20 protein-coding genes are annotated in these 24,327 nt (G+C 61.7%); 18 read left to right on the top strand and 2 right to left on the bottom strand.

The features are described 5' to 3' along the window. Positions 1 to 61: 61 nt before the first annotated feature. Both ACE4YL_RS12060 and ACE4YL_RS12055 read right to left on the bottom strand, forming a co-directional pair. Positions 62 to 286: a NifU family protein gene (locus tag ACE4YL_RS12060; protein ID WP_461359698.1), complete on the bottom strand. Its 225-nt coding sequence runs from the start codon at positions 284 to 286 to the stop codon at positions 62 to 64. Positions 287 to 364: 78 nt separating this feature from the next. Beyond that, the gene (locus tag ACE4YL_RS12055) at positions 365 to 1,825 is read right to left on the bottom strand and encodes a protein adenylyltransferase SelO (RefSeq protein ID WP_461359697.1); all 1,461 of its coding nucleotides are present in this window, start codon (positions 1,823 to 1,825) and stop codon (positions 365 to 367) included. A 94-nt stretch (positions 1,826 to 1,919) separates the two neighbouring features. Here ACE4YL_RS12055 and rbsK point away from each other — a divergent pair, with 94 nt between their 5' ends. The 18 genes from rbsK to ACE4YL_RS11965 all read left to right on the top strand — a co-directional run bounded on the left by rbsK (position 1,920) and on the right by ACE4YL_RS11965 (position 24,327). Continuing rightward, complete coding sequence (gene rbsK / locus ACE4YL_RS12050; RefSeq protein ID WP_461359696.1) at positions 1,920 to 2,840, top strand: ribokinase; 921 nt, start codon at positions 1,920 to 1,922, stop codon at positions 2,838 to 2,840. A gap of 132 nt (positions 2,841 to 2,972) precedes the next feature. Continuing rightward, positions 2,973 to 5,216: a DEAD/DEAH box helicase gene (locus tag ACE4YL_RS12045; RefSeq protein ID WP_461360250.1), complete on the top strand. Its 2,244-nt coding sequence runs from the start codon at positions 2,973 to 2,975 to the stop codon at positions 5,214 to 5,216. Positions 5,217 to 5,230: 14 nt separating this feature from the next. Continuing rightward, positions 5,231 to 6,052 (top strand): Cof-type HAD-IIB family hydrolase, encoded by an 822-nt coding sequence (locus tag ACE4YL_RS12040; RefSeq protein ID WP_461359327.1) that lies wholly within the window; start codon positions 5,231 to 5,233, stop codon positions 6,050 to 6,052. 15 nt (positions 6,053 to 6,067) lie between these two features. Then, entirely contained in the window at positions 6,068 to 8,524 is a 2,457-nt protein-coding gene (locus ACE4YL_RS12035; RefSeq protein WP_461359326.1) for a PD-(D/E)XK nuclease family protein, read from the top strand. Continuing rightward, the gene (locus ACE4YL_RS12030) at positions 8,514 to 11,729 is read left to right on the top strand and encodes a UvrD-helicase domain-containing protein (RefSeq protein ID WP_461359325.1); all 3,216 of its coding nucleotides are present in this window, start codon (positions 8,514 to 8,516) and stop codon (positions 11,727 to 11,729) included. The genes ACE4YL_RS12035 and ACE4YL_RS12030 overlap by 11 nt, the downstream gene beginning before the upstream one ends. Continuing rightward, positions 11,726 to 13,009, top strand: a complete 1,284-nt coding sequence (yfmF, locus tag ACE4YL_RS12025) for an EF-P 5-aminopentanol modification-associated protein YfmF (RefSeq protein ID WP_461359324.1) — start codon at positions 11,726 to 11,728, stop codon at positions 13,007 to 13,009. Before ACE4YL_RS12030 ends, yfmF begins: the two co-directional genes overlap by 4 nt. Next, positions 12,996 to 14,276 (top strand): EF-P 5-aminopentanol modification-associated protein YfmH, encoded by a 1,281-nt coding sequence (yfmH, locus tag ACE4YL_RS12020; RefSeq protein ID WP_461359323.1) that lies wholly within the window; start codon positions 12,996 to 12,998, stop codon positions 14,274 to 14,276. Before yfmF ends, yfmH begins: the two co-directional genes overlap by 14 nt. Continuing rightward, positions 14,269 to 14,826: a 5-formyltetrahydrofolate cyclo-ligase gene (locus tag ACE4YL_RS12015; protein ID WP_461359322.1), complete on the top strand. Its 558-nt coding sequence runs from the start codon at positions 14,269 to 14,271 to the stop codon at positions 14,824 to 14,826. The genes yfmH and ACE4YL_RS12015 overlap by 8 nt, the downstream gene beginning before the upstream one ends. A 48-nt stretch (positions 14,827 to 14,874) precedes the next feature. Beyond that, on the top strand, positions 14,875 to 16,374 hold the full coding sequence (gene glpK, locus ACE4YL_RS12010) for a glycerol kinase GlpK (protein ID WP_461359321.1): 1,500 nt from the start codon (positions 14,875 to 14,877) through the stop codon (positions 16,372 to 16,374). Between the two features lie 15 nt (positions 16,375 to 16,389). Then, positions 16,390 to 17,175, top strand: coding sequence for a deoxyribose-phosphate aldolase (gene deoC / locus ACE4YL_RS12005; protein WP_461359320.1), 786 nt, complete (start codon positions 16,390 to 16,392; stop codon positions 17,173 to 17,175). Continuing rightward, complete coding sequence (locus tag ACE4YL_RS12000; RefSeq protein WP_461359319.1) at positions 17,172 to 18,389, top strand: hypothetical protein; 1,218 nt, start codon at positions 17,172 to 17,174, stop codon at positions 18,387 to 18,389. The genes deoC and ACE4YL_RS12000 overlap by 4 nt, the downstream gene beginning before the upstream one ends. Beyond that, positions 18,382 to 18,993, top strand: a complete 612-nt coding sequence (locus ACE4YL_RS11995) for a class I SAM-dependent methyltransferase (RefSeq protein WP_461359318.1) — start codon at positions 18,382 to 18,384, stop codon at positions 18,991 to 18,993. Before ACE4YL_RS12000 ends, ACE4YL_RS11995 begins: the two co-directional genes overlap by 8 nt. A 26-nt stretch (positions 18,994 to 19,019) precedes the next feature. Then, positions 19,020 to 19,736 carry an N-acetylmuramoyl-L-alanine amidase CwlD gene (gene cwlD / locus ACE4YL_RS11990; RefSeq protein WP_461359317.1) on the top strand — a complete coding sequence of 239 codons (717 nt, stop codon included), beginning with the start codon at positions 19,020 to 19,022 and terminating at the stop codon, positions 19,734 to 19,736. Positions 19,737 to 19,812: 76 nt separating this feature from the next. After that, the gene (locus tag ACE4YL_RS11985; protein WP_461360251.1) at positions 19,813 to 21,234 is read left to right on the top strand and encodes an ADP-dependent glucokinase/phosphofructokinase; all 1,422 of its coding nucleotides are present in this window, start codon (positions 19,813 to 19,815) and stop codon (positions 21,232 to 21,234) included. Positions 21,235 to 21,297: 63 nt separating this feature from the next. After that, the gene (locus ACE4YL_RS11980) at positions 21,298 to 21,711 is read left to right on the top strand and encodes a hypothetical protein (protein ID WP_461359315.1); all 414 of its coding nucleotides are present in this window, start codon (positions 21,298 to 21,300) and stop codon (positions 21,709 to 21,711) included. Between the two features lie 35 nt (positions 21,712 to 21,746). Further along, a complete protein-coding gene (locus tag ACE4YL_RS11975) occupies positions 21,747 to 22,868 on the top strand; it encodes a pyridoxal-phosphate-dependent aminotransferase family protein (RefSeq protein WP_461359314.1) in 1,122 nt (373 codons plus the stop codon). Positions 22,869 to 22,891: 23 nt separating this feature from the next. Then, the gene (gene cdaA, locus ACE4YL_RS11970) at positions 22,892 to 23,647 is read left to right on the top strand and encodes a diadenylate cyclase CdaA (RefSeq protein WP_461359313.1); all 756 of its coding nucleotides are present in this window, start codon (positions 22,892 to 22,894) and stop codon (positions 23,645 to 23,647) included. Further along, entirely contained in the window at positions 23,644 to 24,327 is a 684-nt protein-coding gene (locus ACE4YL_RS11965) for a CdaR family protein (protein ID WP_461359312.1), read from the top strand. The genes cdaA and ACE4YL_RS11965 overlap by 4 nt, the downstream gene beginning before the upstream one ends.

Here is a 24,327-nt window from a genome sequence, read left to right as displayed (position 1 = left end):
CTTTGTGCGCCTTGCTCCCTAAACGGAAAAGAGGAGCTCCCAGCTCCTCCTGACAGTCTATCTAATTGGCCGCTTCCACCGCGACAACCTCGGGAACTTCCTGCTTCAGGATGCGTTCAATACCGGCCTTGAGGGTCAGCTGGGACATGGGGCATCCTACGCAAGCGCCGGTCAGTCTCACCTTAACCACGTTGTCGGGGCTGATTTCGACCAACTCTACATTCCCACCATCGGCTTGAATAGCTGGGCGAATTCTGTCGAGAACCGCCTCTACTCTCTCGCGCATTTCCACACCTCCTTGGCGTCTTCTTTTCTAAGTATACACCTAATGAATTGTAAAGTCTATGCCCAATCGCCATTCTTCTCAGGTTCCGCAGAAGGTGCGGTAGGGCAGGCCTGAGGGCTCCGGTGGCGTGGCGTATTCCCGCTGCTCCGGGCTGTGGGCGAAGGGGTCCTGCAGCACTTTGACCAGTGTTCTCACGGGCCCGTAATCGGCCTTCTGTACCGCGGGGCGCAGCGCCTCTTCCACCCGGTGGTTGCGGGGGATCACCGCCGGATTGCTCCTTTTCATGAGCTCCTGCACAGAGGCGGCGCTCTGCCCGCTGCGGGCCAGGCGCTCCTGCCAGCGCTCTTCCCAGCGGGCGAAATCGTCTGTTTGATAGAGGGTGCCGGTTGAGAAAGCCTGGAAGGTGAGATCCAGAAAAGTGTTGGTGAAATCAGCTTGGTGCTTGGCCATCAGGTCCAAAAGCTGCTGCACCAGCTCCCGGTCTCCCTCCTCCGCATCCGCCAGGCCCAGCTTGCGGCGCATTCCCTCGAGGTAGAAGGAGTCGTATAGGTCCGAAAAGCGGGCCAGTTCCGCCTCCGCTGCCCGTGCCGCCTCCTTTTCCTCCTGGGAGAGCAGGGGCAGCAGCGCCTCGGCAAAACGGGCCAGGTTCCAGGCGGCGATCTCCGGCTGCCGGCCGTAGGCGTAGTGCCCATGATGATCGATGGAGCTGAACACGGTGGCTGGATCATAGGTATCCAAGAAGGCACAGGGACCGTAATCGATGGTTTCACCGCTGATGGCCATGTTGTCGGTATTCATCACTCCGTGCACAAAACCCACCAGCATCCAGCGGGAGACCAAAAAGGCCTGGGCCCGGATTACCTCCCGCAGCAGGGCCAGGTATTTGTCTGCCTCCCCGCGGAGCTGGGGGTAGTGCCGCTCCAGGGTATAATCTGCCAGCTTCTGGAGGGCGTCGGGGGCGAAGGCCGCGGCATACTGGAAGGTGCCCACCCGGATGTGGCTCTGGGCCACCCGGGCCAGGATCGCCCCGGGCAGCAGGGTTTCCCTGGGAACCAATTCCCCCGTGGCCACCACCGCTAGGCTGCGGCTGGTGGGGATGCCCAGGGCGTGCATGGCTTCGCTGATGATGTACTCCCGGAGCATGGGCCCCATGGTGGCCTTGCCATCGCCTCCCCGGGAGTAAGGGGTGGGGCCGGTCCCCTTCAGCTGCAGATCCCAGCGCTGGCCGGAAGGGGCGATCTGTTCCCCCAAAAGCAGCGCCCGGCCATCCCCGAGCATGGTGAAATAGCCGAATTGGTGGCCGGCATAGGCCTGGGCCAGGGGCAGGGCCCATTCTGGGACGCGGTTGCCCGATAGGACGGCAGCGCCGGCTGCGCTGCTCAGCGCGGCGGGATCCAGGCCCAGAAGCTCCGCCAGGGGTTCATTGAAGATGACGATTTCCGGCCTGGGAACCTTGGCCGGCTGCACCAGCGAATAGAGGGAGGAGGGCAGGCGCGAGTAAGAATGATCGAAGTTAAAGCCAAACTCATTGGTCTCCATGGCTCACCTCCTGAAGCTAGTATGCCCGGGCAGGAAGTTGGCGAACTATACCGAAATCAGTATACGTTCCAATCTTGAGAGATGGAGGATGCGGATGCAGCGCACGAAGATTTTAGTAATCGGCAGTCTGAATATGGATTTGGTGGTGCACGTCCCTAGAGTCCCCGCGGACGGTGAAACCATTTTGGGCAGCGAGTTTCACCGCTATTTCGGAGGCAAGGGGGCCAACCAGGCTGTGGCCGTGGCCAGGCAGGGCGCCCGCACGATTATGGCCGGGCGCGTCGGCGCGGATGCCTTTGGACGGGACCAGATCGCTTCGCTGCAGGCCGAAGGAATCGAGACTGACTACCTCTTGGTAGATGACGACCACCCCTCGGGAGTGGCGTTCATTGTCATAGATGCCCAGGGCAACAACCGGATTATGGTCATCCCCGGAGCCAATGGGGCAGTGAGCCCCCGGGACATTGAGGCCCTGGAGCCTGTCATGGCGGAATGTTCCTGTGTAGTGATACAGCTGGAGATCCCTTTGGAGACGGTGCTCGCGGCTGTCCGCGCCGCCCATGCCCAGGGAGCGAAGGTGATCCTCAATCCAGCCCCGGCCCAGCCTTTACCCCTGGACATCTACCCCTGCATCACGGTGATCACGCCCAATGAAAGCGAGGCCCAGCTCCTCACGGGTATCGAGGTGGTGGACCTGGCCTCCGCCCGGCAGGCTGCCCAGGTGCTGCTGGACCGGGGGGTGCTGGCTGTGGTGATTACCCTGGGGGCACAGGGTGCCTACGGGTTGACCCTGGCCGGTGAGTTCCACATCCCCGGGCACCAGGTGAACGTGGTGGACACTGTGGCCGCGGGGGATACCTTCACAGGCGCGCTGGCGGCCCTGATCGGCGAAGGGCGCAGCCTGAGGGAAGCGGTGGAGTACGCCAATGCGGCAGCGGCCATCGCGGTGACCCGCCGGGGGGCCCAACCCTCCGTACCCACCAGGGCAGAAGTGCTCCGTTTTTTGGATAGGTAAAGACACAGCGGACAAGGAGCTGCCGTTCCTGAAGGTAGCTCTGTCTTTTTCCCGGCGAAAAGTGAGATTATAGGAAGAGCAGATTGATGTGCAGACCGGTTGCGGCATATTCTGCTAGACAGGAGGCTGACCTTGACCAAGCAAGCAGAAACCCGTACGTACCGCGGCTACGTCCTGGATCCCTTTCAGCAGCAGGCGGTTGACTATATCGACCAAAACAAGTCTGTGCTGGTGGCGGCGCCCACCGGCGTGGGCAAGACCTTGATTGCCGATTACATAATCGAAAAGATCTACCGAGAAGGTGGGCGGGTGGTGTACACCGCCCCCATCAAGGCCCTGAGCAACCAGAAGTTCCGGGAGTTCAAGGGAGTGGTGGGGGAAGAGGCTGTGGGCATTCTCACAGGGGATGTGGTGATCAACCCCGATGCGCCCATTTTGATCATGACCACGGAAATCTTCCGCAACATGCTCCACGAAGATCCGGAGCGGGTGCGGGATGTGCGCTATGTGATCTTCGATGAGATCCACTACATCGACGATCCCGAACGGGGCAGCGTCTGGGAAGAGAGCCTGATCTTCATGCCCCCTTCCATGCGCTTCTTGGGGCTGAGCGCCACGATTCCCAACGTGGACCAGCTGGCTAGCTGGATTCAGGAAGTACAGCAGCAGGAAGTGAAGGTAGTCACCAACAACCACCGGGTCGTTCCCCTCAAACACGCTCTGTTTGAACGGTCCCTGGGTTTTACCACCATGAACCGGGTGCAGAAGCGCTACAAGCGGCTGGCGGCCCAGAGCCCCACGGGCCGCCCGGAAGCGGAATCCACCACCCACCTGGACCTGATCAAGGCCATCAAGGACGATTACCTGCCCTGCCTTTTTTTTACCTTCAGCAGGCGCAAATGCGAGAGCAATGCCTTTGAGCTCGGGGAAGCAGAGGATTTCCTAACCCGCGAACAGAAGCGGCAGGTGGCAGAAGCCATCGACGAGGTCCTGGAGCGGTACCCCTCCCTGGAGAGCGGGCGCTGGCCCCATCTGCGGCGGCTGCTTCTCAAGGGTATCGCCTATCACCACGCGGGGATGCTGCCGGTGCTCAAGGACATTGTGGAAGAGCTGTTTACCCGCCGTTTGATCGCGGTGCTCTACTGCACCGAAACCTTTGCTGTGGGGTTGAACTTCCCCTGCAAGACGGTGTGCTTTGATTCCAGCACCAAATGGGACGGGATCACCTTCCGGCCCATCTCCAACCGGGAGTACTTCCAGATGGCGGGCCGGGCCGGCCGCCGGGGGATCGACGAGGAAGGCTTTGCCTTCATGCTGGTGGACCTGAACTACTTCGATCCCAGCCAGTTCCCCAGCATGAACGAGGACGAAGTGGAGCCCCTGCAGAGCCAGTTCAGCCTGACGTATAATTCCATCCTCAACCTGGTGAAAAACTACGGCGAAGAGGAGATCTACCGCATCTTGGGCCAGAACTTCGCCACCTACCAGGCATCCGCCGAACGCCAGGGGGTGTTGGTGGAGCTGGAGATCCTCCAGGACGAGCTGGCACCTTACATCAAGAACATGCGGGGGCTGGAGCAGTTCGAACAGGCCTTGAAAAAGCGCATCGAGCTGGAAAGAAAGCTCAGCACAGCGTATAATAAGCGTACCCGCAGTGGGCTGAAGAAGGAGCTTCGCGCCCTCACCCAGAGGCTGGACAGCGCCTTCTACCGGGCCTACCCCAAGCGGGAGCGGGCTTCCCTGCGCCGGGAAAACCGCCGCTTCCGCCGGAAGGTTAAGGCCTATGAACGCCTGCTCCTCAGGGAACAGGCCCTCAACCCCCTGGAGAAGTATATCCGGGAGTTCGAGGACAAAAAGGCCCTCCTGGAAGCCTTGGGCTATCTCGAACACGATGAGCTCACCGCGGCGGGCACCTTTGCCAGCCAGATCCACGGGCATGAGCTCCTGCTCACGGAGCTGTTCATGGAAGGGCTGTTCCACGCCTATCCCCCGCCGGAGCTCAATGCGGTGATGGTGGCGGTGGGCTACGAGCCTCGCAAAAATGAGCTGCGGATCAAGCACAGATTGGACTTCGGGCCCATCCAGCGCATCTACCTCCACCTGCTGAAGATGGAGCGGCACATGCTGGGTTATACCACAGTGCAGTTCCACGACCATGTGGCGGCGCTGGCCTACCGCTGGAGCAAAGGGGAGAGTTTCAACGACCTTCTGGAGGATACGTCCGTGGACGAGGGCGATCTGGTCTTTGCCTTCCGGCGGGGGATTGACCTGCTCAGGCAGGTGCGCAACGCCGCCGCAGAAGATCCTGTGCTCCAGGAGAAGCTGCGGGAATGCATCAGCTTGATGGACCGGGACGAGGTGTCCATCTGGCTCTAGGATTGAGGTGGAGTATGAAGTATAAACTCCTGGCCATAGATGTGGACGGAACCCTGCTCAACAGCAGCTCCCAGCTGACGCCGGCAACCGCCGCCGCGGTGCGCCGGGCCCAGGAGCGGGGGCTCAAGATTGTGCTGGCCACAGGGCGCCGCCTGGGCAACACCCTGCCGGTGGCCCGGGCCCTAGGCGTGCAGGAGCTGATGGTGGTGCACAACGGAGTGGTGGTGGCCGATCCCACCAGCCTCCAGCCGGTGCTGCAGAGCGGCATCTGCCCATCATTGGCCGCGAATTTAGTGGACAAGCTTAACAGTTGGCGGGTCAATTACGTGGTCTACACCGGGGAAAGCGCGGGGGAAAAGGTGCTGGCCCCGGAGGGAAGCTGGCGGGAACCGGAAAACCTCCTCGCCTATTTCCTCGGCGAAGCCGCGGAATTTGCCCGGGACATCGAGATTACCAGCCCCCCTGTGCGCATCGCCATCATCGATCACCCGGCCAAGGTGGATCCCCTCTATGCCGAGATCAGAGAGAACTACGCCGGACAGGTGAGCGCCCTGCTCTTTGGCGCGGAGCGGGAGGACTGGCGGGGGATCGAGCTGCTCCCGGCCCACTCCAACAAGGGCACGGGGGTAGCCTTCGTAGCCGAGCGCCTGGGTCTTGCGGCAGCGGAGGTGGCCGCGGTGGGGGATAACATCAACGATCTGGAGATGATCCTCTGGGCGGGGCTGGGCATCGCCATGGAAAACGGCTCCCCCCTCCTGAAGGAAAAGGCGGGGCTGATTGCCCCCAGCAACGATCGGGACGGGGTTGCCTTTATCATTGAAGAACTGCTGCGCTAGTTAGGGGGCGGAAGTGTGACCGTTTTGTACGTGGTTCCCAGTGCTTATCTCAAGCAGACCAGGCGCCGCCTATCCCGGGAAGGGCAGCCGGCCCTGGCCGCAACATTAGGCGGGCTGGCCGCGCAGATTCTCCGGGCGGGCCTCGTTTCCTACCAGGAGAACCGCGTCCTGGAAGAGGTGGCGGTCTGGCAGAGCGTGGAGGAGCTCAAGGGGAGCCTGGAGTTTTTCGCGCCCATCGCCCAGTTCAGCGGGTTCATTCAGGAACTGAAGTGGCTCTTTAACCGGCTGGATTACGGGGAAGATATCTATGCCGCCATGCCCCGGCCGGGCCGGGCTGAGCTTGAGCTGCTCCACAGCCGCTACCAGGCGATCTTGGCAGAGCACGGCGTAGTCACTGCCCCCGGCCGGCTCCAGCGGGCCCTGGAGCTTATGGACGGGCAGGAAGTCCTGCCGGAGATCACCGTGATCAAGCTGGAGGGACTGGGAGAGCTCAGACCCCTGGAGGAGAAGTTCGTGCAGGCTCTGGCCAAGGGCCGCAGGCTGGAAGTGGTGGAGCCACCTATCCAGGAACCGGTGATCCAGGTGGTTAAAGCGGCGGATCCCACGGAAGAGGTGGAGCTGATGGCCGCGGCCCTGCGCAGGCAGATGGAAGAGGGCGCCGCGGTGGAAAGCCTGGCCGCGGCCTTTCCCCAGCCCAATCAGTACCTGCCCATTGTGCTTCCCGTCTTCGACCGAATGAAAATCCCCTGGCAGGTGCCGGGGACCAGCCTGCGCAACACTCCCCTGGGGAAGACCCTGCTCACCCTGATCGCCGGGGAGCTGGCGGGCTGGGATAAGCGGACCCTGGAGCTGCTCACCGCGCCGGGTTGGGGTTTCCCCTTTGGCCTGACCGCGGAAGAGCACCGCCTGCTGCGCCTGGCACCGCCTGTGAAGGGACTGCCCGCCTGGCGCAGCCGCCTGGGGCAGGCAGAGGGCTGGCAGCGGGTTTTGGCCCTCCTGGACCAGCTCGGTGCGGAACTGAAATCCAGGCCCCTGGCTGAGTACGGCAGTTGGCTGGCGGGCCTTTTGGCTAGGCTGGATCCAGAGCTTTGGGTCAAGCCGGAGGCGGACCTGGAAGGCTGGGCCGAGCTGGTGAAGGCCTGGGACGGCCTGCAGAGCATCGCCGAGACCCTGCAGGCCTGCAGCTGGAGTATATCCCCCGGGCAGTTCCTCCAGCTCCTCCAGGGCCTGCTGGACAGCTACCAGATCCAGGCCAAGCGGGTCTTTGCCGAACGGGTACAGGTGCTCAGCATCGAGCGGCTGGGGGGGTTTACCTACGATCATCTTTATGTGGGAGGGCTGGTGGAAGGGCAGTTCCCACCCCACAGCCGTGCCCACTGGCTCACCAAAACCCGGGCCGAGGTGCAGGGGGAAGAGCTTTTTGCCCGCCTCAAAGCCTCCGCTAAGTACCTCCATTTACACTATCCGGAAGTGGACAGGGAAGGGAAACTGAACCTGCCCTCCACGCTCCTGCCCAAGCTGGAAAAGGAGAAACGGGCCCCGGGCTTTGATCCCATCCACTACCCGTCCCTCTTTTTCGGCGACGGCCAGCTGCGGGACGGGGAGCTCCTGCGAACTCTGCGGGAAAAGGTTTTGGGGGAGGGGCTCAGCGTCTCTCAGCTCAACAACTATGCCAACTGTCCCTACCGCTTTTTCTGCGATTATGTTCTGGAACTAGAAGCCTTGGAAGAGGAATCCCTGGAGCCGGATGCCCGGGACAAGGGTATCATCATCCACGAGGTGCTCAAGGATTTCTGGCAGGAGCACCTAACGGGCCCCCTGCCCTCTGTGGAAACGGCGCAGGCCCTTTTGGAGGAGCTTTTGCACAGGGAGTACCTTAAGCTTGGAAACCCGGCCCCTGCTGATGTGCTGCGGGCCATGCGCTCTTTTATCCGCGAAGATCTGCTGCGGGTCCAGAGGGGATTTCGGCCGGCTTACCTAGAGCGCAGGTTTGACAGCGTGGCCATCCCCAGCCCCTACGGCCCTGTGCTTCTCCGGGGCCGGATCGACCGCATTGACCAGCATGCAGATGGCGCCTATGTCCTTTACGATTACAAGACCGGCTCTCCGCCCAAGCTGGAGTCCCTGCTGAAGGGGGAAGATGTGCAGATCGCCGCCTACCTTCTGGCCTCCAAGACCCTCCTGCCCCAAGGGCGCAATGTGGGGGCAGCCTACTATCCCATCGATGGCGCCGCGCCCCGGGGCATCTTCCAGGAGGATTACCTCAAGCAGCTGGGGGTGACCCAGCGGCAGAACATCCTGTCCGCGGAGGAATTTGCCCTACAGCTGGACAAGTTCGAGGGCATCCTGGCTGAACTGGTGAGCTCCATCTGCGAGGGGGCTTTCCCCATTGAGCCGGTGAGCCCCCGCATCTGCAGCTACTGCGCTTTCCAGGGAATCTGCCGCAAGGAGGTGGGCCTCAGTGGCTTTTAAGCCGACCGACAGTCAAAGAAAAGCCATAGTCACCATCGACCGCCCGGTGGCGGTGGTGGCCGGCGCGGGTTCGGGCAAGACCTGGGTCTTGGTGGAAAGGTACCTCCACCTCCTGGATCAAGGATTTACCACCGATGAGATCGCCGCGATCACCTTCACCAAGAAGGCAGCCCAGGAGATGAAGGAGCGTCTGCGGGAGGCCAGGCCGCAGCTCGCGGCCAGTTTGGAGCGGGCCCAGATCTCCACCATCCACAGCCTCTGCCAGCGCATTATCCAAGAGCATCCCCTCCAGGCCCGCCTGGATCCCAGGTTCCGGGTGGGGGAGGAGTGGGAAACCCGCCTCCTTCTGGCGGAGGTGATTGAGGAGATAGTGGCGGAGACAGAAATCCCCACTGAACTGGGGACCGCCGGGGAGGTCAGCGCTTTGGTCCTGGACCTCTACGAGAAGATGCTCAGCAAAGGCGACCTGCGCTTCCAAAGGTCTTTCCCGGAGCCTCTGGGGGAATTCCCCCTGCAGGAGCTGGAGCACCGGACGGAGCAGGTGCTTCGTTTGACGCCCAGCACCCCCCGTCAGGGGGAAGTCCTGGAACAGCTGGCCGAGGAATGGCCCTACCTGCGGGAGCTTCTGCGCCTGGGGGATGCGGATCTCCGCTTGGAGGCTTTGGAGATTTTGCAGAAGCTGGTGGGCGGCATCCGGGGGAAGCTGGCGGAGCACACCGCGGCTCTCAAGGTGCTCATCGCCTCGGCCCAGCAGATCATCACGGAAGGGCGGGGGAGGGTCATCCTCACCTATCTGGGCGAGGTGCTCCAGCGCGTGCACGGGCTCTACTCGGAGCGCAAACGCCTGGGGGGCCTGGTGGATTTTGGCGATCTAGAGCGCCTAACCTGTCAGCTCCTGGAGGATCCCCAGGTGGTGGCGGATTACCCTTTCAAGCACATCATGGTGGATGAATTCCAGGACACCAACCCCCTCCAGAAGCGGATCGTGGACGCCTTTACCGCGCAGGGTGCGGTGCTGTTTGTGGTGGGCGACCCCAAACAGTCCATTTACCGCTTCCGCGGCGCGGAGGTGGGGGTGTTTGTCCAGACCCAGCGGGAAGTTGCCGAAACGGGCAAGGGCATCTTCCTGGAGACCAATTTCCGCTCCAGGCCGGAGCTGATCAAGTTCTGCAATCAGTTCTTCCACCGGCTGCTCGCGGGGGAACCCATTGGCTTTGAGCCCAGCGAGGCGGATAAACCCGCAGCCGGCCGGCCCTGCGTGAGCATCCTGCTTACCCCGGCGGAGGCCTTGTCCGCGGACGAGGCCCGGGCCGCGGAGGCGGAGCAGATCGCCTTGCAGATCCGGGAGCTGGTGGAGGGCGGAAGGTATAAATACGAGGATATTTCCATCCTCTTTCGGGCCACAACCAGCATGTACATCTACGAGCAGGCCCTCAAAAAAGCGGGCATTCCCTATGTGAATTTAAGCGGGCGGGGTTTTTATGCCAAGCAGGAAATCCAGGATGTGCTGCACTACTTCCGCTGGCTGGAGGATAGCGGAGATGAAGTGGCCAAAATGGCGGTGCTCCGCTCCCCCTTTTACCTCCTTTCCGATGAGGGCCTCTACTGGCTGCGCAGGGGAGAGCTGGACAGGCTCACCCCCAAGGAGCAGGAGGCCCTGGCCAGGGCAGAAGAAGACTACAGCGCGCTGCAGCTTCTGGCCAAGCATCAACCTGCCCCCGTGGTCATCGGCGAGCTGCTCCGGCGCACGGGCTACGTGGAAAAGACCTGGCGGCTGCCCTTCGGCCCCCAGAAGGTGGCCAACATCGAAAAGCTCCTGGAGCAGAGCTGGGACCTGTTTGCCCGGGATGTGTACACGGTTCCGGAGCAGGTGCGGTACCTGCGCCTTCTGGCCAGGGAAGCCCACAAGGAGGGCGAGGCCCAGCTCGATGCGGAGCATGCCGATGTGGTCATCCTGCGCACCATCCACAACGCCAAGGGCCTGGAGTTCCCCGTGGTCTTCCTGGCGGACACCAACGCGGGGGCCGTGCGCACCCAGGGCGGCAAGGTGCTCTACCATCCCGAGTTCGGCCTGGTCTACCGGGAAATGGCAGACTACGAGCTGGCCAGGGGGCTGGACAGGGCGGAAGAGGCCAGCGAGGCCAAGCGCCTGCTCTATGTGGCCGTCACCAGGGCGCAGGAGGAGTTTTTCTGGTGCGCCCGGACGGGCAAGGCGGGCAAAGACAGCTGGTGGAGCTGGTTTCAGGAGCATCAGCCCCACATTGACCAGGACTGCTACCAGATCATACCCGGCGAGCTTCCACCCCTGCAGGAGGGGCCGCCCCAAGGCGAGCCGGCCCGCCTGGAGCTGCCTGAATACGCGCCCCTTGCTCCCCAGTACGTTCAGGTGCCCTTTTCCGTAACCGCCCTCATGAACTACGACCTCTGCCCCCGCTATTACTACCTGCGCCACATTTTGGGCCTGCCTGAGCGGGGAAGGGCCCAAAGCGCCGCCCCAACCCAGGGCAGCTTAAGCGCCACGCAGCGGGGCACCATCGTCCACCGGGTGGTGGAACAGATTAAAGATCCCAAGGAGCTGAGCAGGCTGGTGCAGGATGCAGCCGCGGTGGAGGGGGTTACACTGACCAGCCGCCAGCAGGCGCAGCTGGAGGAAATCATCCAGCCTTATCTGGCCAGCCCGTTCTTCCAGCGGGTGCAGGCGGGGGCCCCTGGGAGGCTGTACAAAGAGCACAATTTCTTCATCCCCGCGGGCAGCTTCCTCATTAACGGCTTGGTGGACCAGGTCTATGTGGGCGAAGAGGGCGTGGAAGTTGTGGACTTTAAGACCAACTGGATTGAGCCGGGCGAGGTGCCCAAGGTGGGAGATGCTTACCGGGTGCAGCTGCGCCTCTATGCCTGGGCCACGGCCCGGGAGTTTCGCCTGCCCGCGGTGAAAGCCCAGGCTTACTTCCTCATCCCCAACAGCCTGTATGATCTGGAACCGGAGCTTTTGGATGCAGATCAGACCGAGGCGTGGCTGGTGGACACCTGCCAGCGCATTATTGATGGAGCGGAAATCGGGGCGGAGGCCTTCCCCCCGGCGGCCAAGTGCGCGCTGTGCAGTGAGAGGTCTTACTGCCTCCACGGCCTGCCCGCTGGTAAGGTTGGGGTTTTTGGGGAAACTACTGATCTTGAAGAGGATCTCCTGGAGGAGGAACTGAGATGAATTTCACGCAGCAGGAGATGGGCCCGGGTGTAAGGCTTTATCTCTGCCCCACGGATAAGTTCAAAACGCTCACCTGTAAAGTATTTATCCAGCAGGATCTCCAGCCCAGGGAAGCGGCGCAAACCGCCCTGGTACCCCTGCTGCTGCGCCGGGGTTCCCAGAGGTTTCCCACCACCGGGGATATCGCCCGGGAGCTTGAGGATCTGTACGCCGCCGACTTCGGATCCGACGTTTTGAAGATCGGTGAGCGGCAAATTCTGGAGTTCCACTTCCAGATGGTGGATCCCCAGTTCCTGCCCCAGGGGCAGAAGCTTCTGCGGCGCAGCCTGGAGACGTTTTGGGAGATCGCTTCCCGCCCCTACGGCGAAGGAGGCTTCTTTGAGCCCTATTTCCAGCAGGAAAGGCACAACCTGGTGCAGGAACTGGAGGGGCTGATCAACGACAAACGCACCTATGCCCTGGTGCGCTGCACCGCCCTCATGTGCGCCCAGGAACCCTTCGGGATCTACAAGTACGGTGATGCCGACACGGTCCGCTCCTTAACGGCCGGGGAAGTGTACGCCCACTACCAGAAGCTTCTAGCCGGCTATCCCCTGGACATTTTTGTGGTGGGGTCCCAGGCGAAAAAGGCCGCGGAGATCCTCGCCGGGCTGATCCAGGGCCGGGACGGCCAGCAAAAACTCCAGCCCCCGCAGCGGGTGGAGGTGGAGCAGCCCCGGTACTTCGAGGAAAACATGGATGTGCAGCAGGCGGTTTTGGTTATGGGCTACCGCACCAAGCTCACCTACCCAGATGGGGACTACTACTCCCTCCTGGTGGGCAACGGCCTTTTGGGCGGTTTTGCCCACTCGAAGCTGTTCATCAACGTGCGGGAGAAGGCGAGCCTGGCCTACTATGTAAGTTCCAGCCTGGAGGGGAGTAAGGGCCTTTTGACCATCACCGCGGGCATCAGCGGCGAGCAGAAGGAGCAGGCTGTGGAGATTATCCAAAGGCAGGTCCGGGATGTCCAGGAGGGGCGGATCAGCGCCCAGGAACTGGAGCAGACCAAGCGGGGTCTGATCAGTTCCATGCGCAGCATGCAGGATAACCCCTCCAGCCTCGTGGACCGCAATCTCATCGGGATCGTCCATGAGGAGCTGCGCAGCATCGAAGAGGTGGTGGAGGCCATTGAGGCCGTGACCCTGGATAGTGTGGTCCGGGCCATGGGGCATCTGCAGCTGGACACCACCTACATCCTCCGTCCTTCCCCGCAGAAAGGAGCAGGCCATGGAACAGATTAAGCTGCCAGGCGGCGAAACACTCTTCCAGGAGCGTCTAGCCAACGGCTTACAGGTGATGGTGCTGCCCAAGAGGCAGTTCTTGCGAACCTTTGGCATTTTATCGGTGCACTATGGCTCTTTAGATTCTAAGTTTGAGCTTCCGGGAAGGGGGGCGGTTGAGGTTCCGCCGGGCATAGCCCATTTCCTCGAGCATAAGCTGTTTGAGGAGGAAGAGGGCAGCGTCTTTGACCGCTTTGCCGCCTGGGGGGCCTCGGTGAACGCCTTCACCAGCTACAACCAGACCAGCTACTTCTTCACCACCATTGATCACTGGCGGGAGAGCCTGGCTTACCTTCTGGAGTTCGTGCACACCCCCCATCTCACGGAGGAGAACGTGGAGAAGGAGAGGGGTATTATCGAGCAGGAACTGCGCATGTACGCGGATTATCCCGAGCACAGAATAGTCGCCACCCTCCTGGAGAACCTCTACCATGAAAACCCGGTGCGCCTGGATATTGGCGGGACGGTGGAGTCGGTGCGCAGCATCACCCTGGCGGAGCTGCAGCTCTGCTACGACACCTTTTACCAGCCGGGCAACATGGCCCTAGTGGTGGTGGGCGATGTGGAGCCCCAGGCTGTCCTTGAGCTTGTGCGCTCCAGCTGTCCAGCTGGGGGGAACGGCCAAGCGGTGCTGCGGGTGGACCCTGCGGAGCCTTCCGGCATAGTCAAGCCCTGGGCGGAAACACAGCTGCCCATCTCCCGACCCCGCTACATGCTGGGCTTCAAGCACGATCCCCTCTGGCGGGGGCAGGAGCTTTTGCGCATGCAGATTGCCATGACCCTGGGGCTTAGACTGCTCTCCGGCCGCAGCTCCCAGGCCTATGCCCAGCTCTACGGGGAGGGTTTGGTGGATGACTCCTTTTCCGCCAGCTTCCGGGGGCATCCCCGCTTCGCCCATTCGCTGATCAGTTCCGAGACCGATGATCCCCAGGCCCTCCATGGGCGGCTGGTCCAGATCATCGATGGCCTCAAGGCTGGTGGGGTAGAAGAAGGGGAAGTGGAGCGCTTGAAAAAGGGCTTTTACGGCCTGTTCCTGGGTGCCCTGGACTCCTTCGAATACACGGCCAACCGCCTCACCGCCCAGTACTTTGAAGGGACCCCCTACTACAGCTACCTGGAGGTGCTGGCAGAGGTTACAGCCCGAGACGTGCAGAGCGCCCTCGCTGAGATGTTAGATTGGGAGCGCTCCAGCGTTTCCATCCTAAGGCCGGTGCAGTCCCATGGCTAAAGCTGAGCTGCGCCGGCAGCTGAAGGCGGAAAGGGCTGAGGTCCCCCCAGAAAGGCGGGCGGTGTGGGATGCCCAGATCCGCCGGTTCCTGGCGGAGCTCCCTGCTTACCAGGGGGCGCGGCGGATCATGACCTACCTTTCCATCGGTTGGGAAGTGGATACCTGGGGCATTGTTGCCCATCTGGAGCAGCTGGGGCGGGAGATCTACGTTCCGGTGGTGCGCCGGGAACCCCGGGGCCTGGTGCCCACGCTTTATACCGGTAGGGAAAACCTGGTGCCCGCGGTCTTCGGCATCTTGGAGCCCGTGCCTGGCGCGCCAACCCTTTCCCCGGCGGAGCTGGATTTGATCATCGTGCCCGGCTTAGCCTTTACGCGCGCCGGTTTTCGCATTGGCTATGGAGGGGGCTACTACGACCGCCTGCTGGCCGCAAGCTCCGCCCCCACGGTGGGCCTTGTGTACAGCTCCTTCCTCCGGGATTTCCAGCCGGATCCCTGGGACCGGCCCGTGGATTTCTTGGCCACGGAAAGGGGCGTTCTGGGAAGGAAATAAACCTCGTTCTGCAGAATTCTGCACAGAGCAGAAGGAGGAGTGATCCCTTTGGAACAGTTCGTGCTGGCCATCGACCAAGGAACCACTGGAACCACTGTGACCCTGTTTAACCGGAACTCGGAGATGGTGGGCAAGGTCTATGAAGAATTCACCCAGCATTATCCCAAGCCCGGCTGGGTGGAGCACGATGCCCAGGAGATCTGGAATGGGACTATGACCCTGCTGGGGAGGATCTTTGCCGAGACCAACGTCAAACCCCACCAGGTGGCAGCCATCGGTGTGACTAATCAGAGGGAAACGGTGGTGCTCTGGGACCGCCGCACCGGGGAGCCCGTGACCAGGGCCATCGTCTGGCAGTGCCGCCGGACCGCGGGCATCTGCGATGAGCTGCGCAGCCGGGGGCTGGAACCCACTTTCCAGGAAAAGACAGGCTTGGTGCTGGACGCCTATTTTTCCGGGACCAAATTGAAATGGATCTTTGATTATTACCCTGAGCTGAAGCAGAGGGCCCGCCAGGGGAGCCTGGCCTTCGGCACCATCGACTCCTGGCTGATCTACAAGCTCACTGGGGGCAAGGTGCACTGCACAGATTACACCAATGCTTCCCGGACGCTGCTTTTCAACCTAAAGGAGCTGAAGTGGGATCCGGAGCTTCTTAAGATCTTGGATATACCGGAGGATGTGCTTCCCGAAGTGCGCTCCAGCAGCGAAGTGTACGGCCATACCGCGGATCTGGGCGTTCTGCCCGCGGGGATCCCCATCTCCGGTGCCGCGGGCGATCAGCAGGCGGCCCTGTTCGGACAGGCCTGCTACGATCCGGGTATGGTCAAGGCCACCTTCGGCACCGGGGCGTTCATCCTGATGAACACCGGGGAGTCGCTGATCAGCTCCAAAAACGGCCTGCTCACCACCGTGGCCTGGGGCGTGGACGGCCGGGTGGAGTACGCCTTAGAGGGCAGCGTTTTTGTGGCCGGCGCCGCGGTGCAGTGGCTCCGTGATGGGCTGGGCATCATCAAAAGCGCGGCGGAAACGGAGGGGCTGGCCCTCTCGGTGCCCGATACCAACGGCCTCTATTTCGTCCCCAGCTTTGTGGGCCTGGGCGCGCCCCACTGGAACCCCTATGTGCGGGGGATGATCATGGGTATCACCAGGGGAGCAGGTAAGGCCCATCTGGTCAGGGCGGCGTTGGAGGCCATCGTCTACCAGACCAAAGAAGTGGTGGATGCCATGGTGGAGGATTCGGCCATTCCCCTCACCGAGCTGAAGGTGGATGGCGGCGCCTCGGTGAACAACTTCATCTGCCAGTTCTTGGCGGATATCACCCAGACCAGGGTGCAGAGGCCCCAGATCTTTGAAACCACGGCCCTGGGAGCAGCTTATCTAGCCGGCCTGGCGGTGGGCTTTTGGGACGACCAAGAGGAAATCCGCCGCCTGTGGAGGGAGGACCGCACCTACGAGCCGCAGATCGGGGCGGAGGTGCGGCTGCAGCTGCTGGAAGGCTGGGCCAAGGCGGTACAGAGCGCGAAAAGCTGGGTAGCCAGCTCGTAAGAAAGGATGGTCAGCATGGATCAGAAGTGGCTGGAAGAACAGAAGGAGCAGATCAACCTGGCCCTGGCTCAGCAGGGCATCCGCCTGGTGGTGCCCGTGAGGCCCCGCGCCGGGCAGGGAGCGGCTGCAGATCAGGACCGCCCCCTGGCCAGCTTTATTGACCACACCCTGCTCAAGCCCACCGCGGCGAGGATGGAGATCGAGAGGCTCTGCGCGGAGGCGCGCCAGTACGGTTTTGCTTCCGTGTGCGTCCATCCAGTGCATGTGGCCTACGCGGCCCGGCTGCTCAAGGGCAGCGCGGTCAAGGTGTGCACTGTGGTGGGCTTCCCCCTGGGGGCCAATACCACACTGACTAAGGTCCTGGAAGCCAGGGATGCCGCGGCCGCGGGCGCAGAGGAGATCGATATGGTGCTCAATATCGGCAGCCTGCTGGAGGGCGATTACGCGCAGGTTTATTCGGATATCAAGGCGGTGCGGGATGCCGTTCCGGGATTGGTGCTCAAAGTGATCCTGGAAACGGGCTATTTGACCAAGGAGCAGATCGTCAAGGGCTGCATTTTGACCAAGATGGCCTGCGCCGATTTCGTTAAAACTTCAACCGGCTTCGGGCCCGGCGGCGCCACGGTGGAGGACATCAAGCTCATGCGCCGAGTGGTTGGTGAAGAGTTCGGTGTGAAGGCTTCCGGCGGCGTGCGCGACTACGAAACAGCAGTGGCCATGCTGGAGGCGGGAGCCAACCGCATCGGCGCCAGCGCGGGAGTGGCCATTGTTGAAGGGTTGAGGGGAGAGACCGGCAATTGACCCTGAGGAAGCACAAATCAGCACTGCTGATCACCATACTCTTACTCCTGCTCGCCCAGGAAGGGCGGGTTGGCGCTGCCCAAGGTGGGGACGGGCTTGAGCACGGCGCGGGCAGTGTCCATGTGGTCTCCCAGCTGATCCGGGAGGCTGAAGAAGTCCTGCTCATGGATGGACTGCTCCGTTTTGTCTACCCCCACAGCTTCCAGGTGCAGTACTTCTCCCAGGAAGGGCCGGTGATCATCACCAGCCACGCGGGTTTTCTGGAAGTCCAAGCGGGCAACGACGTTCAGTTCAGCTACGAGCGGTACTGGCTTTTCGAGGATTTCACCAACTACCTCTTTGCCTTTGCCGACTACCTCCGCGCGCCGCGCAAGTTTTCCGGCGTAGACCTGGTGGCCGGCGTTAAGGTGAAGCGCTACATATCCGAGGCAGATCCCGAGCTGTGGCTGTATGTCCATGAGCAGAGCGGGCTGCCTTTCCTCATCCGCCAGGGTAAGAAAACCCTGGTTTCTGTGGTGAGTTTTATCCTCGATGCGGTAGAGCCGGACAAGATCACCTGGGTGGAACTGGAACTGCTCTTTGCCAGGGAGAAGGCCACGCTCCAGCTGGAACTCACCGAGCAGGGCTGGGTGCCCACCCGCCTGACGGTGCATGAAGCCTTGGGGGAGGTGCACACAGACTTCACCGGCTGGTCCTGGGGTGCCCAGTGGCAGGACAGTCCCTTTGAGCGGCTGGAGGAGCTGCGGGAGTTCCACGATGCCTTCCTGGAGCGCTACGAAGAAGGGGATTGGGCCGCCGCCCTTCAGGCAGCCCAGACCCTGGCGCAGCTGGCGCCCCAATCCTGGCAGGCCTATCTGTACCAGGCCTTTGTCTATGACCGCCTGGACAATTACCTGGGGGCTGTGGAGAACTACCAGCAGGTTCTGATGCGCCAGCCCGACAATCCCCTGGCCTTGAACAATTTGGCCTACCATTATTTACTTAAGGAAGTGAATATCAGCAGGGCCCTGGAGATGGCGGAGCGGGCCGTGGAATTGGACCGGAAGGCCATCTATTTGGACACCTTAGGCTACGGCTATTACCTGGTGGGCCGGCTGGAGGAGGCCCGGGAACTTCTGGAGGAGGCTCTGGCCAGTGCTCCGGAAGAGGCCGTGGCGGAGATCACGGAGCACCTGGAGCTGGTGTTGGCCTCCCTGGGTGAGGAGCATGACTGATCACTATTTCACCGCCAAACCCGGAGCGGAGCACCGGCCCCTGGAGTTCACAGCAGAGCTGCGGGGCCGGACCTATCGTTTTCAGACCGACGCCGGGGTTTTCTCCAGGGCAGAGGTGGATCCAGGCACCCGCTTGCTCATCGACTGCCTGGAACTCGCGCCCGGCGATGTGGTCTTGGACCTGGGCTGCGGTTACGGCCCCATCGGTATGGTGGCCGCGGAGCTGGTGGGCCCTACCGGACAGGTGTACATGGTTGATGTAAATGAGCGAGCTGTGGAGCTGGCCAGGCGCAACCTGGCCGCCAACGGCATCAAAAACGCCCAGGTCTTCGCCTCGGACGGCCTGGCGGCCCTTACGGGCCTCACCTTTGACTGGGTGCTTTCCAACCCGCCCATCCGGGCGGGGAAAAAGGTGGTCTATCCGCTGCTCGCGGAGGCCTATAGCGCCCTGCGGCCGGGGGGCTGTCTGCTCGTTGTCATCCGCACCAAGCAGGGGGCCAAAAGCCTCCAGGCCTACTTGGCGGAACTGGCCGGTGAGTGCACCACTGTGGAGAGAAAGGGGGGCTTTCGGGTCCTGCGGTGTTGTAAACAGCCCCACGCCTGAATAGCTTTGGGTGTGGAGGTGTTTTTATGCGCGTGTGGTTTTTGCGCGCCCAGCATCTGGCCTGGTGGGTGTTGGGCTGCTTGACTCTCGGCATTTACTTGGGAACCGGGGGCCTTTGGGCGGTGCCCGCGGCCACAGGCGCAGGAGGGGGCATCTCCGGCCGCACCATCGTGCTGGATGCGGGACACGGGGGCATCGACCCGGGGGCGGTGGGCCCCGGGGGAGTTTTGGAAAAGGACATCACCCTGGCCATCGCCCGGGAGCTGGAGAGGCTGCTCAGCCGGGCCGCGGTTTTTGTAATCATGGTGCGCCATGGCGACTACGACCTGGCCGACTCCAGCGAAATGCAGCTGCTCAACCGCAAACGGCAGGATTTGGAGCGCCGGGTGCGCATTGCCGAAGAGGCCCAGGCGGATTTATACCTATCCATTCATGCCAATTACTTCCCTTCGCCGGTGTGGTCTGGTGCCCAGACCTTTTATTACGAAAACCAGGAAGCAAGCGCTGCCCTGGCCCGGGCCATCCAGGGGGAACTGGTCCGGCGCCTGGGACCCAACACCCGAACTGCCAAGGCCGGCAACTACCGGGTGCTGAGGGATACTTCCATGCCCGCAGCCTTGGTTGAGGTGGGATTTTTGTCCAATCCCCGGGAAGCGGAGCTCTTGGCCGATCCGGTTTATCAAAAGAAGGTGGCAGAGGCGATCTTCGCCGGGCTGTACCGCTACTTCCAGGAACAGCCTTAGGGCGGGGGCGCAATTGTCTCGGCGGATCTGATGTGTTAGTATAGGTTAGTAGAATGAACAACAGGAGGTAGAGTCGTTGCAGGCAGTTTGGCAGAATCGAGTTAAAGCCGCTGTCCAGCGGCGCATCACCGCGCATACGCTGGCAGCCTTTAATACCAATGTAGATGTTGTGGTGCACTTGGACCAGGCGAAGCTGGAACCCCTGGCCTCCCATCCCCGCATTGACTTCCCCGCGGTGGAGAGGCTCTTGGGGGAGGAGATACCGGCTGTACACAACGGGAACGAGTTTCTCGCCGTCTTAATGCAGGCGCTGCAGGAAGGCAAATCTGTGCACATCGTCCTCCGGGATCTGGATATGCTCAGCTGGTTGGAGGAGGTCTTCCCGGAGCGGGTGGAAAGCATGGGTGGACAAGCTGGCATCATCGCCAATCAGATGGCGGCACTCGGTGCCCATTCCCTGGTGTACACCTCCTTGCTCTCCAAGAAGCAGGCTTCCATGTTCTTCCCCGAGGTGGATGTGCCGGTGGTGCGCGATGGGCAGCTGGCCATTGTCAATGTGCAGGAGGCGGTGCGTCCCCAGGATCAGATCAAGGAGAACTGGATTTTTGAATACGCCAAGGATGAACGCTTTGAGCTGGGTGGACATGTGATCGTGACTCCCAGGGCCAACCGGGTGATCCTTGCCACCAGGCCGGCGGGTGTGAAAATGGCCTTTGATCCGCAAATCGAGGAACTCCTGCCTGAACTGGGCCGGACAGTGGACGTGGCCTTTTTGGCGGGCTACCACTACGCGCCTACGGAAGAAAAGGAGCTCGCCGCCTACCTGGAGTCGGCCATGGGCAGCGTGCGCAAGCTGAAGGCCCACAATCCCAAGCTGCGCCTCCATTTTGAATACGTCCCCATGACCGCGGAGGAGGCGGAAAAGACCATGCTGAAAGCCGTTGCAGGTGAGATGCACTCCTTCGGCATAAACGAAAACGAGATCAAGCGCGTGTTGCGGGCCTTCGGCTACGAGCACGAACGGGAGGCCATTGACAGCAATGAGTGCTCCTACACCCTCTACGACGGCACCCTGCGGCTCATGGAGGAGCTGGGCTTTTCCCGGATCCAGCTGCACAATCTAGGCTACTATGTGGTCCTGCTCAAGAAGCCCTATGATGTGTCCTGGGAGCATGTGCGCCAGTCCTGCCTCTATGCTTCGTCTGTCAACGCCATGAAGGCCAAGTATGGTGGTTATGTGCTCCAGGAACGGCTGGCCGAGGCAGGGGAGATTCCCCTTTCCAGCATCGGTTTCCGGCAGCTGGAAATGTTTGCCGAAGAAATGCGGCGGCGGGGAGTCCAGGTTCCCCAGAACTTCCTGGAGGAGGGCATCTTGGAGTTGGCTGACCATGCCGTGTTGATCATCCCGGCCCATGTGGTGCCCGATCCCGTGAGCACAGTGGGCATGGGCGATACCATCTCTTCCTCTGCCTACGCCTACGAACACAGCGGGTGTTAACAGGATCTGAAGTATTTTTGGAGAAGTAGGCAGAAGAAGGACAGGAAATGGGGGGCTAGAACCGTGCGCGTTCTGATTATGCACGCAGACGATCCGAAGACCCAGAAATCTGTAGAAGTGCTCCAGGAGTCCCTGGCGAAGGAGAATGTCAGGGTGGATTTGGTTTCTCCCGCCAGTGCCGGCACCGCGCCGGTGAGCACGGCGCCTTACGGGCTGGTGTGCATCGTCTGCGGGTACAAGGGCTGGTGGAAACCGCAGATTCCTGTGGAAATGGATAATTTGATCAAGCGGGCTACCCGCCTGGAAGGCAAGCGGGGCTGTGCATTTATCCTGCCCGGCCTTTTCGGTTCCACCAAGGCGCTGCGTGTGCTCATGAGCCATATGGAAAAGCAGGGCGTCATCGTGGAGGACTTTGGCGCGCTGAGCGGGCGTCAGGAGATCATGGCCATTGTTAAGCGCTTAAAGCGCTTAATGTAGGTTGACAACAAGAACAGCACAAGGAGGACTCAGTGATGTACCGTTTCAAGCCTGAACTGCGCATTCCAGGGCCCGTACCTGTGCCCAGCGCTGTCTCGCTGCAGATGGCCAGGCCGGTGGTGAACCACCGGGGAGCCGTTTTCCACGAGAAGTTCCCGGATGTCCTGTCACGCCTGCAGCCGCTCTTTGGCACCAAGAACCCCATTTACATGATCACCGGATCGGGGACCGCCGGCATGGAAACAGCGGTGAGCAACCTGGTTTCCCCGGGTACGCCGGTACTCTGTCTGGTGGGCGGATTTTTCGGCAAACGCTGGATGGAGCTGTGTACCGCCTACAAGGCCGAGGTGCATGTTCTGGAATTTCCCTGGGACCGGGGTGTAGATCCGGACCAGGTGGCTGATTTTTTGGCCAGCCATCCGGAAATCGAACTGATCTTTATGGTGCATAATGAATCCTCCACCGCGGTGCTCAACGATGTGGAAGGGGTCTCCCGGGCTCGGGGGGATCACCAGGCTCTGCTGGTGGTGGATGCGGTGAGCGCCCTGGGGGGCACCCCCTGTGAGATGGATGCCCGGGGGCTGGATGTGGTGGTCAGCGCTTCCCAGAAATGCCTGATGATGCCTCCGGGAGCTGCTTTTATCGCACTGTCGGAGCGGGCCCGGGCCTATGTGGAAAAGTCCGAGGCCAGCAGGTATTATTTCGATCTCCGTAAATACGAGCAGTTCCTGGCCAAGGGCGAAACGCCCTTCACTCCCAACATTCATATTGTCTTTGCCTTAGAGGAAGCCTTAAGAATGATGGAAGAAGAGGGGCTGGAGAACGTCTACGCCCGCCATCTCCTGATGCGGGATATGACCAGGGCTGGAGCCCGGGCCTTGGGGCTGGAGCTTTTGGTCAGGGATGAAGATGCTTCCCCCACCCTCACTGCGATTAAGTTCCCAGAAGCGGATAGCTTCCGCCAGCGCGTGCGGGAAAAATACGGTGTGGAGTTCGCCGGAGGGCAGGGCATCCACGCCGGCCGGGTCTTCAGGGTGGGGCACATGGGTTACGCCACACCCCTGGATGTGCTCACCGCCCTGGCGGTGCTGGAAATTGAACTGAAGAAGTACGGTCAGGCTACCGAGGCGGCAGAAAGGGTTATGGCCGCGCGGTAGGCTGCCTTAAGGGGGAACACTCGGTGATTTTCTCGCTGCGGGATGCCATTGACATTTTGATCGTGGCTTATGTGGTTTACCGGGTGATCCGTTCGATTCAAGGGACACGAGCCACTACACTGGTGAAGGGGCTGGCGGTGGTTTTTGCCAGCAGTGTAGTGGCTCGTGCGCTAAGCCTGCGGACTGTGAGCTGGCTTTTGGATCAAACCACCACGCTGGTCTTGGTGGCCCTGCCCGTTGTCTTCTACCCGGAGCTCAGGCGCGGTCTGGAGCAGATCGGCCGGGGGCAGCTGTTCAACTGGCCCTTGGGCCGGGGTGCGGCGCGGGAAGCCATGGACCTGGAGGCGGTCTGCCGGGCGGCGGCCCAGCTCAGTGCCCGCAGGGTGGGGGCGCTCATCGCCTTTCAGCGCAAGACCGGCCTGGATGAGTACATAGAAGCCGGTGTGCGGCTCGATGCCCTGGTCAGCAGCGAGCTCCTCCTGAACATTTTCGAACCTGGCGTTCCCCTCCACGACGGGGGAGTGATCATCGCCGGCGGCCGGATCGTGAGCGCGGCCTGCGTGTTCCCCCTGACAGATGCCAGATTGAGCGGGGGTTTGGGTACGCGGCATAGGGCTGCCGTGGGCCTGTCTGAGCAGACCGATGCGGTGGTTGTGGTGGTCTCGGAAGAAACGGGCGTGATTTCCTTGGCCGTCGGGGGCTCCCTGCGCCGCTATCTAACCGAGAGCCGCCTCAGGGAACAGCTGGCCTTCCACCTCCAGGGAGGTGAGCTGTCATGAGGGTGGCGCGCAGACTGTGGGCCCTGGTCACCAGGCCGGAGGTGTACTGGCGGCTGTTTTCCCTACTCCTTGCTGTCATTTTGTGGCTGTTGGCTGCGGGGGACGGCTCCCTGGGGGAAGCGGAGCGCACCGTCACCCTGCCCGTGGAGGTGCAGAACCTCCCGGCTGACCTGGTGCTTTTGGAATCCCCTGAACCTGTTAAAGTGCGCATTCGCGGGCTTTCTCCCCTCCTGAACAGGGGAGAAAGTTCCCTTTCCGCTGTGATCGACCTCGCAGGAGCGCAGGCGGGCACCGAAACGTATAATGTGGAAGTCACCGGCCCCCTGGGGATTCAGATCGTGGGGGTCACACCCAGCTGGGTGAGTGTTTATACTGAAGAGCTGGAGGAAGCGGTGTTTCCAGTCACCCTGGCCCTGCTAAGCGTGGAGCGGGCGCAGCCGGAAGCCCGGCTGAGGCCCCAGCCGGCGGTGGTAACGCTGCGGGGCGCCCGCAGCACCCTGGAGCAGGTGAATCATGTGGTGGCCTATGTGCAGATGGGAGCCGAAATGGAGCCGGGCAGCTCCTTCCCTGTGAGGGCCCTGGATGCCCAGGGGCGCGGCCTCTCCGGGCTGGAGATCGAACCGCCCAGGATCACCGTGGAACTGGAACAAGCTGAGCCAGCAGAAGTTGAGGAGGAATGA

Source organism: Candidatus Darwinibacter acetoxidans (assembly GCF_041936445.1).
In the GTDB taxonomy this organism is placed as follows: Bacteria; Bacillota; Limnochordia; order Darwinibacteriales; family Darwinibacteriaceae; genus DTU010.
Note: the sequence above shows the minus strand (reverse complement) of the source record. Positions and strands in the feature narration are given on the sequence as shown.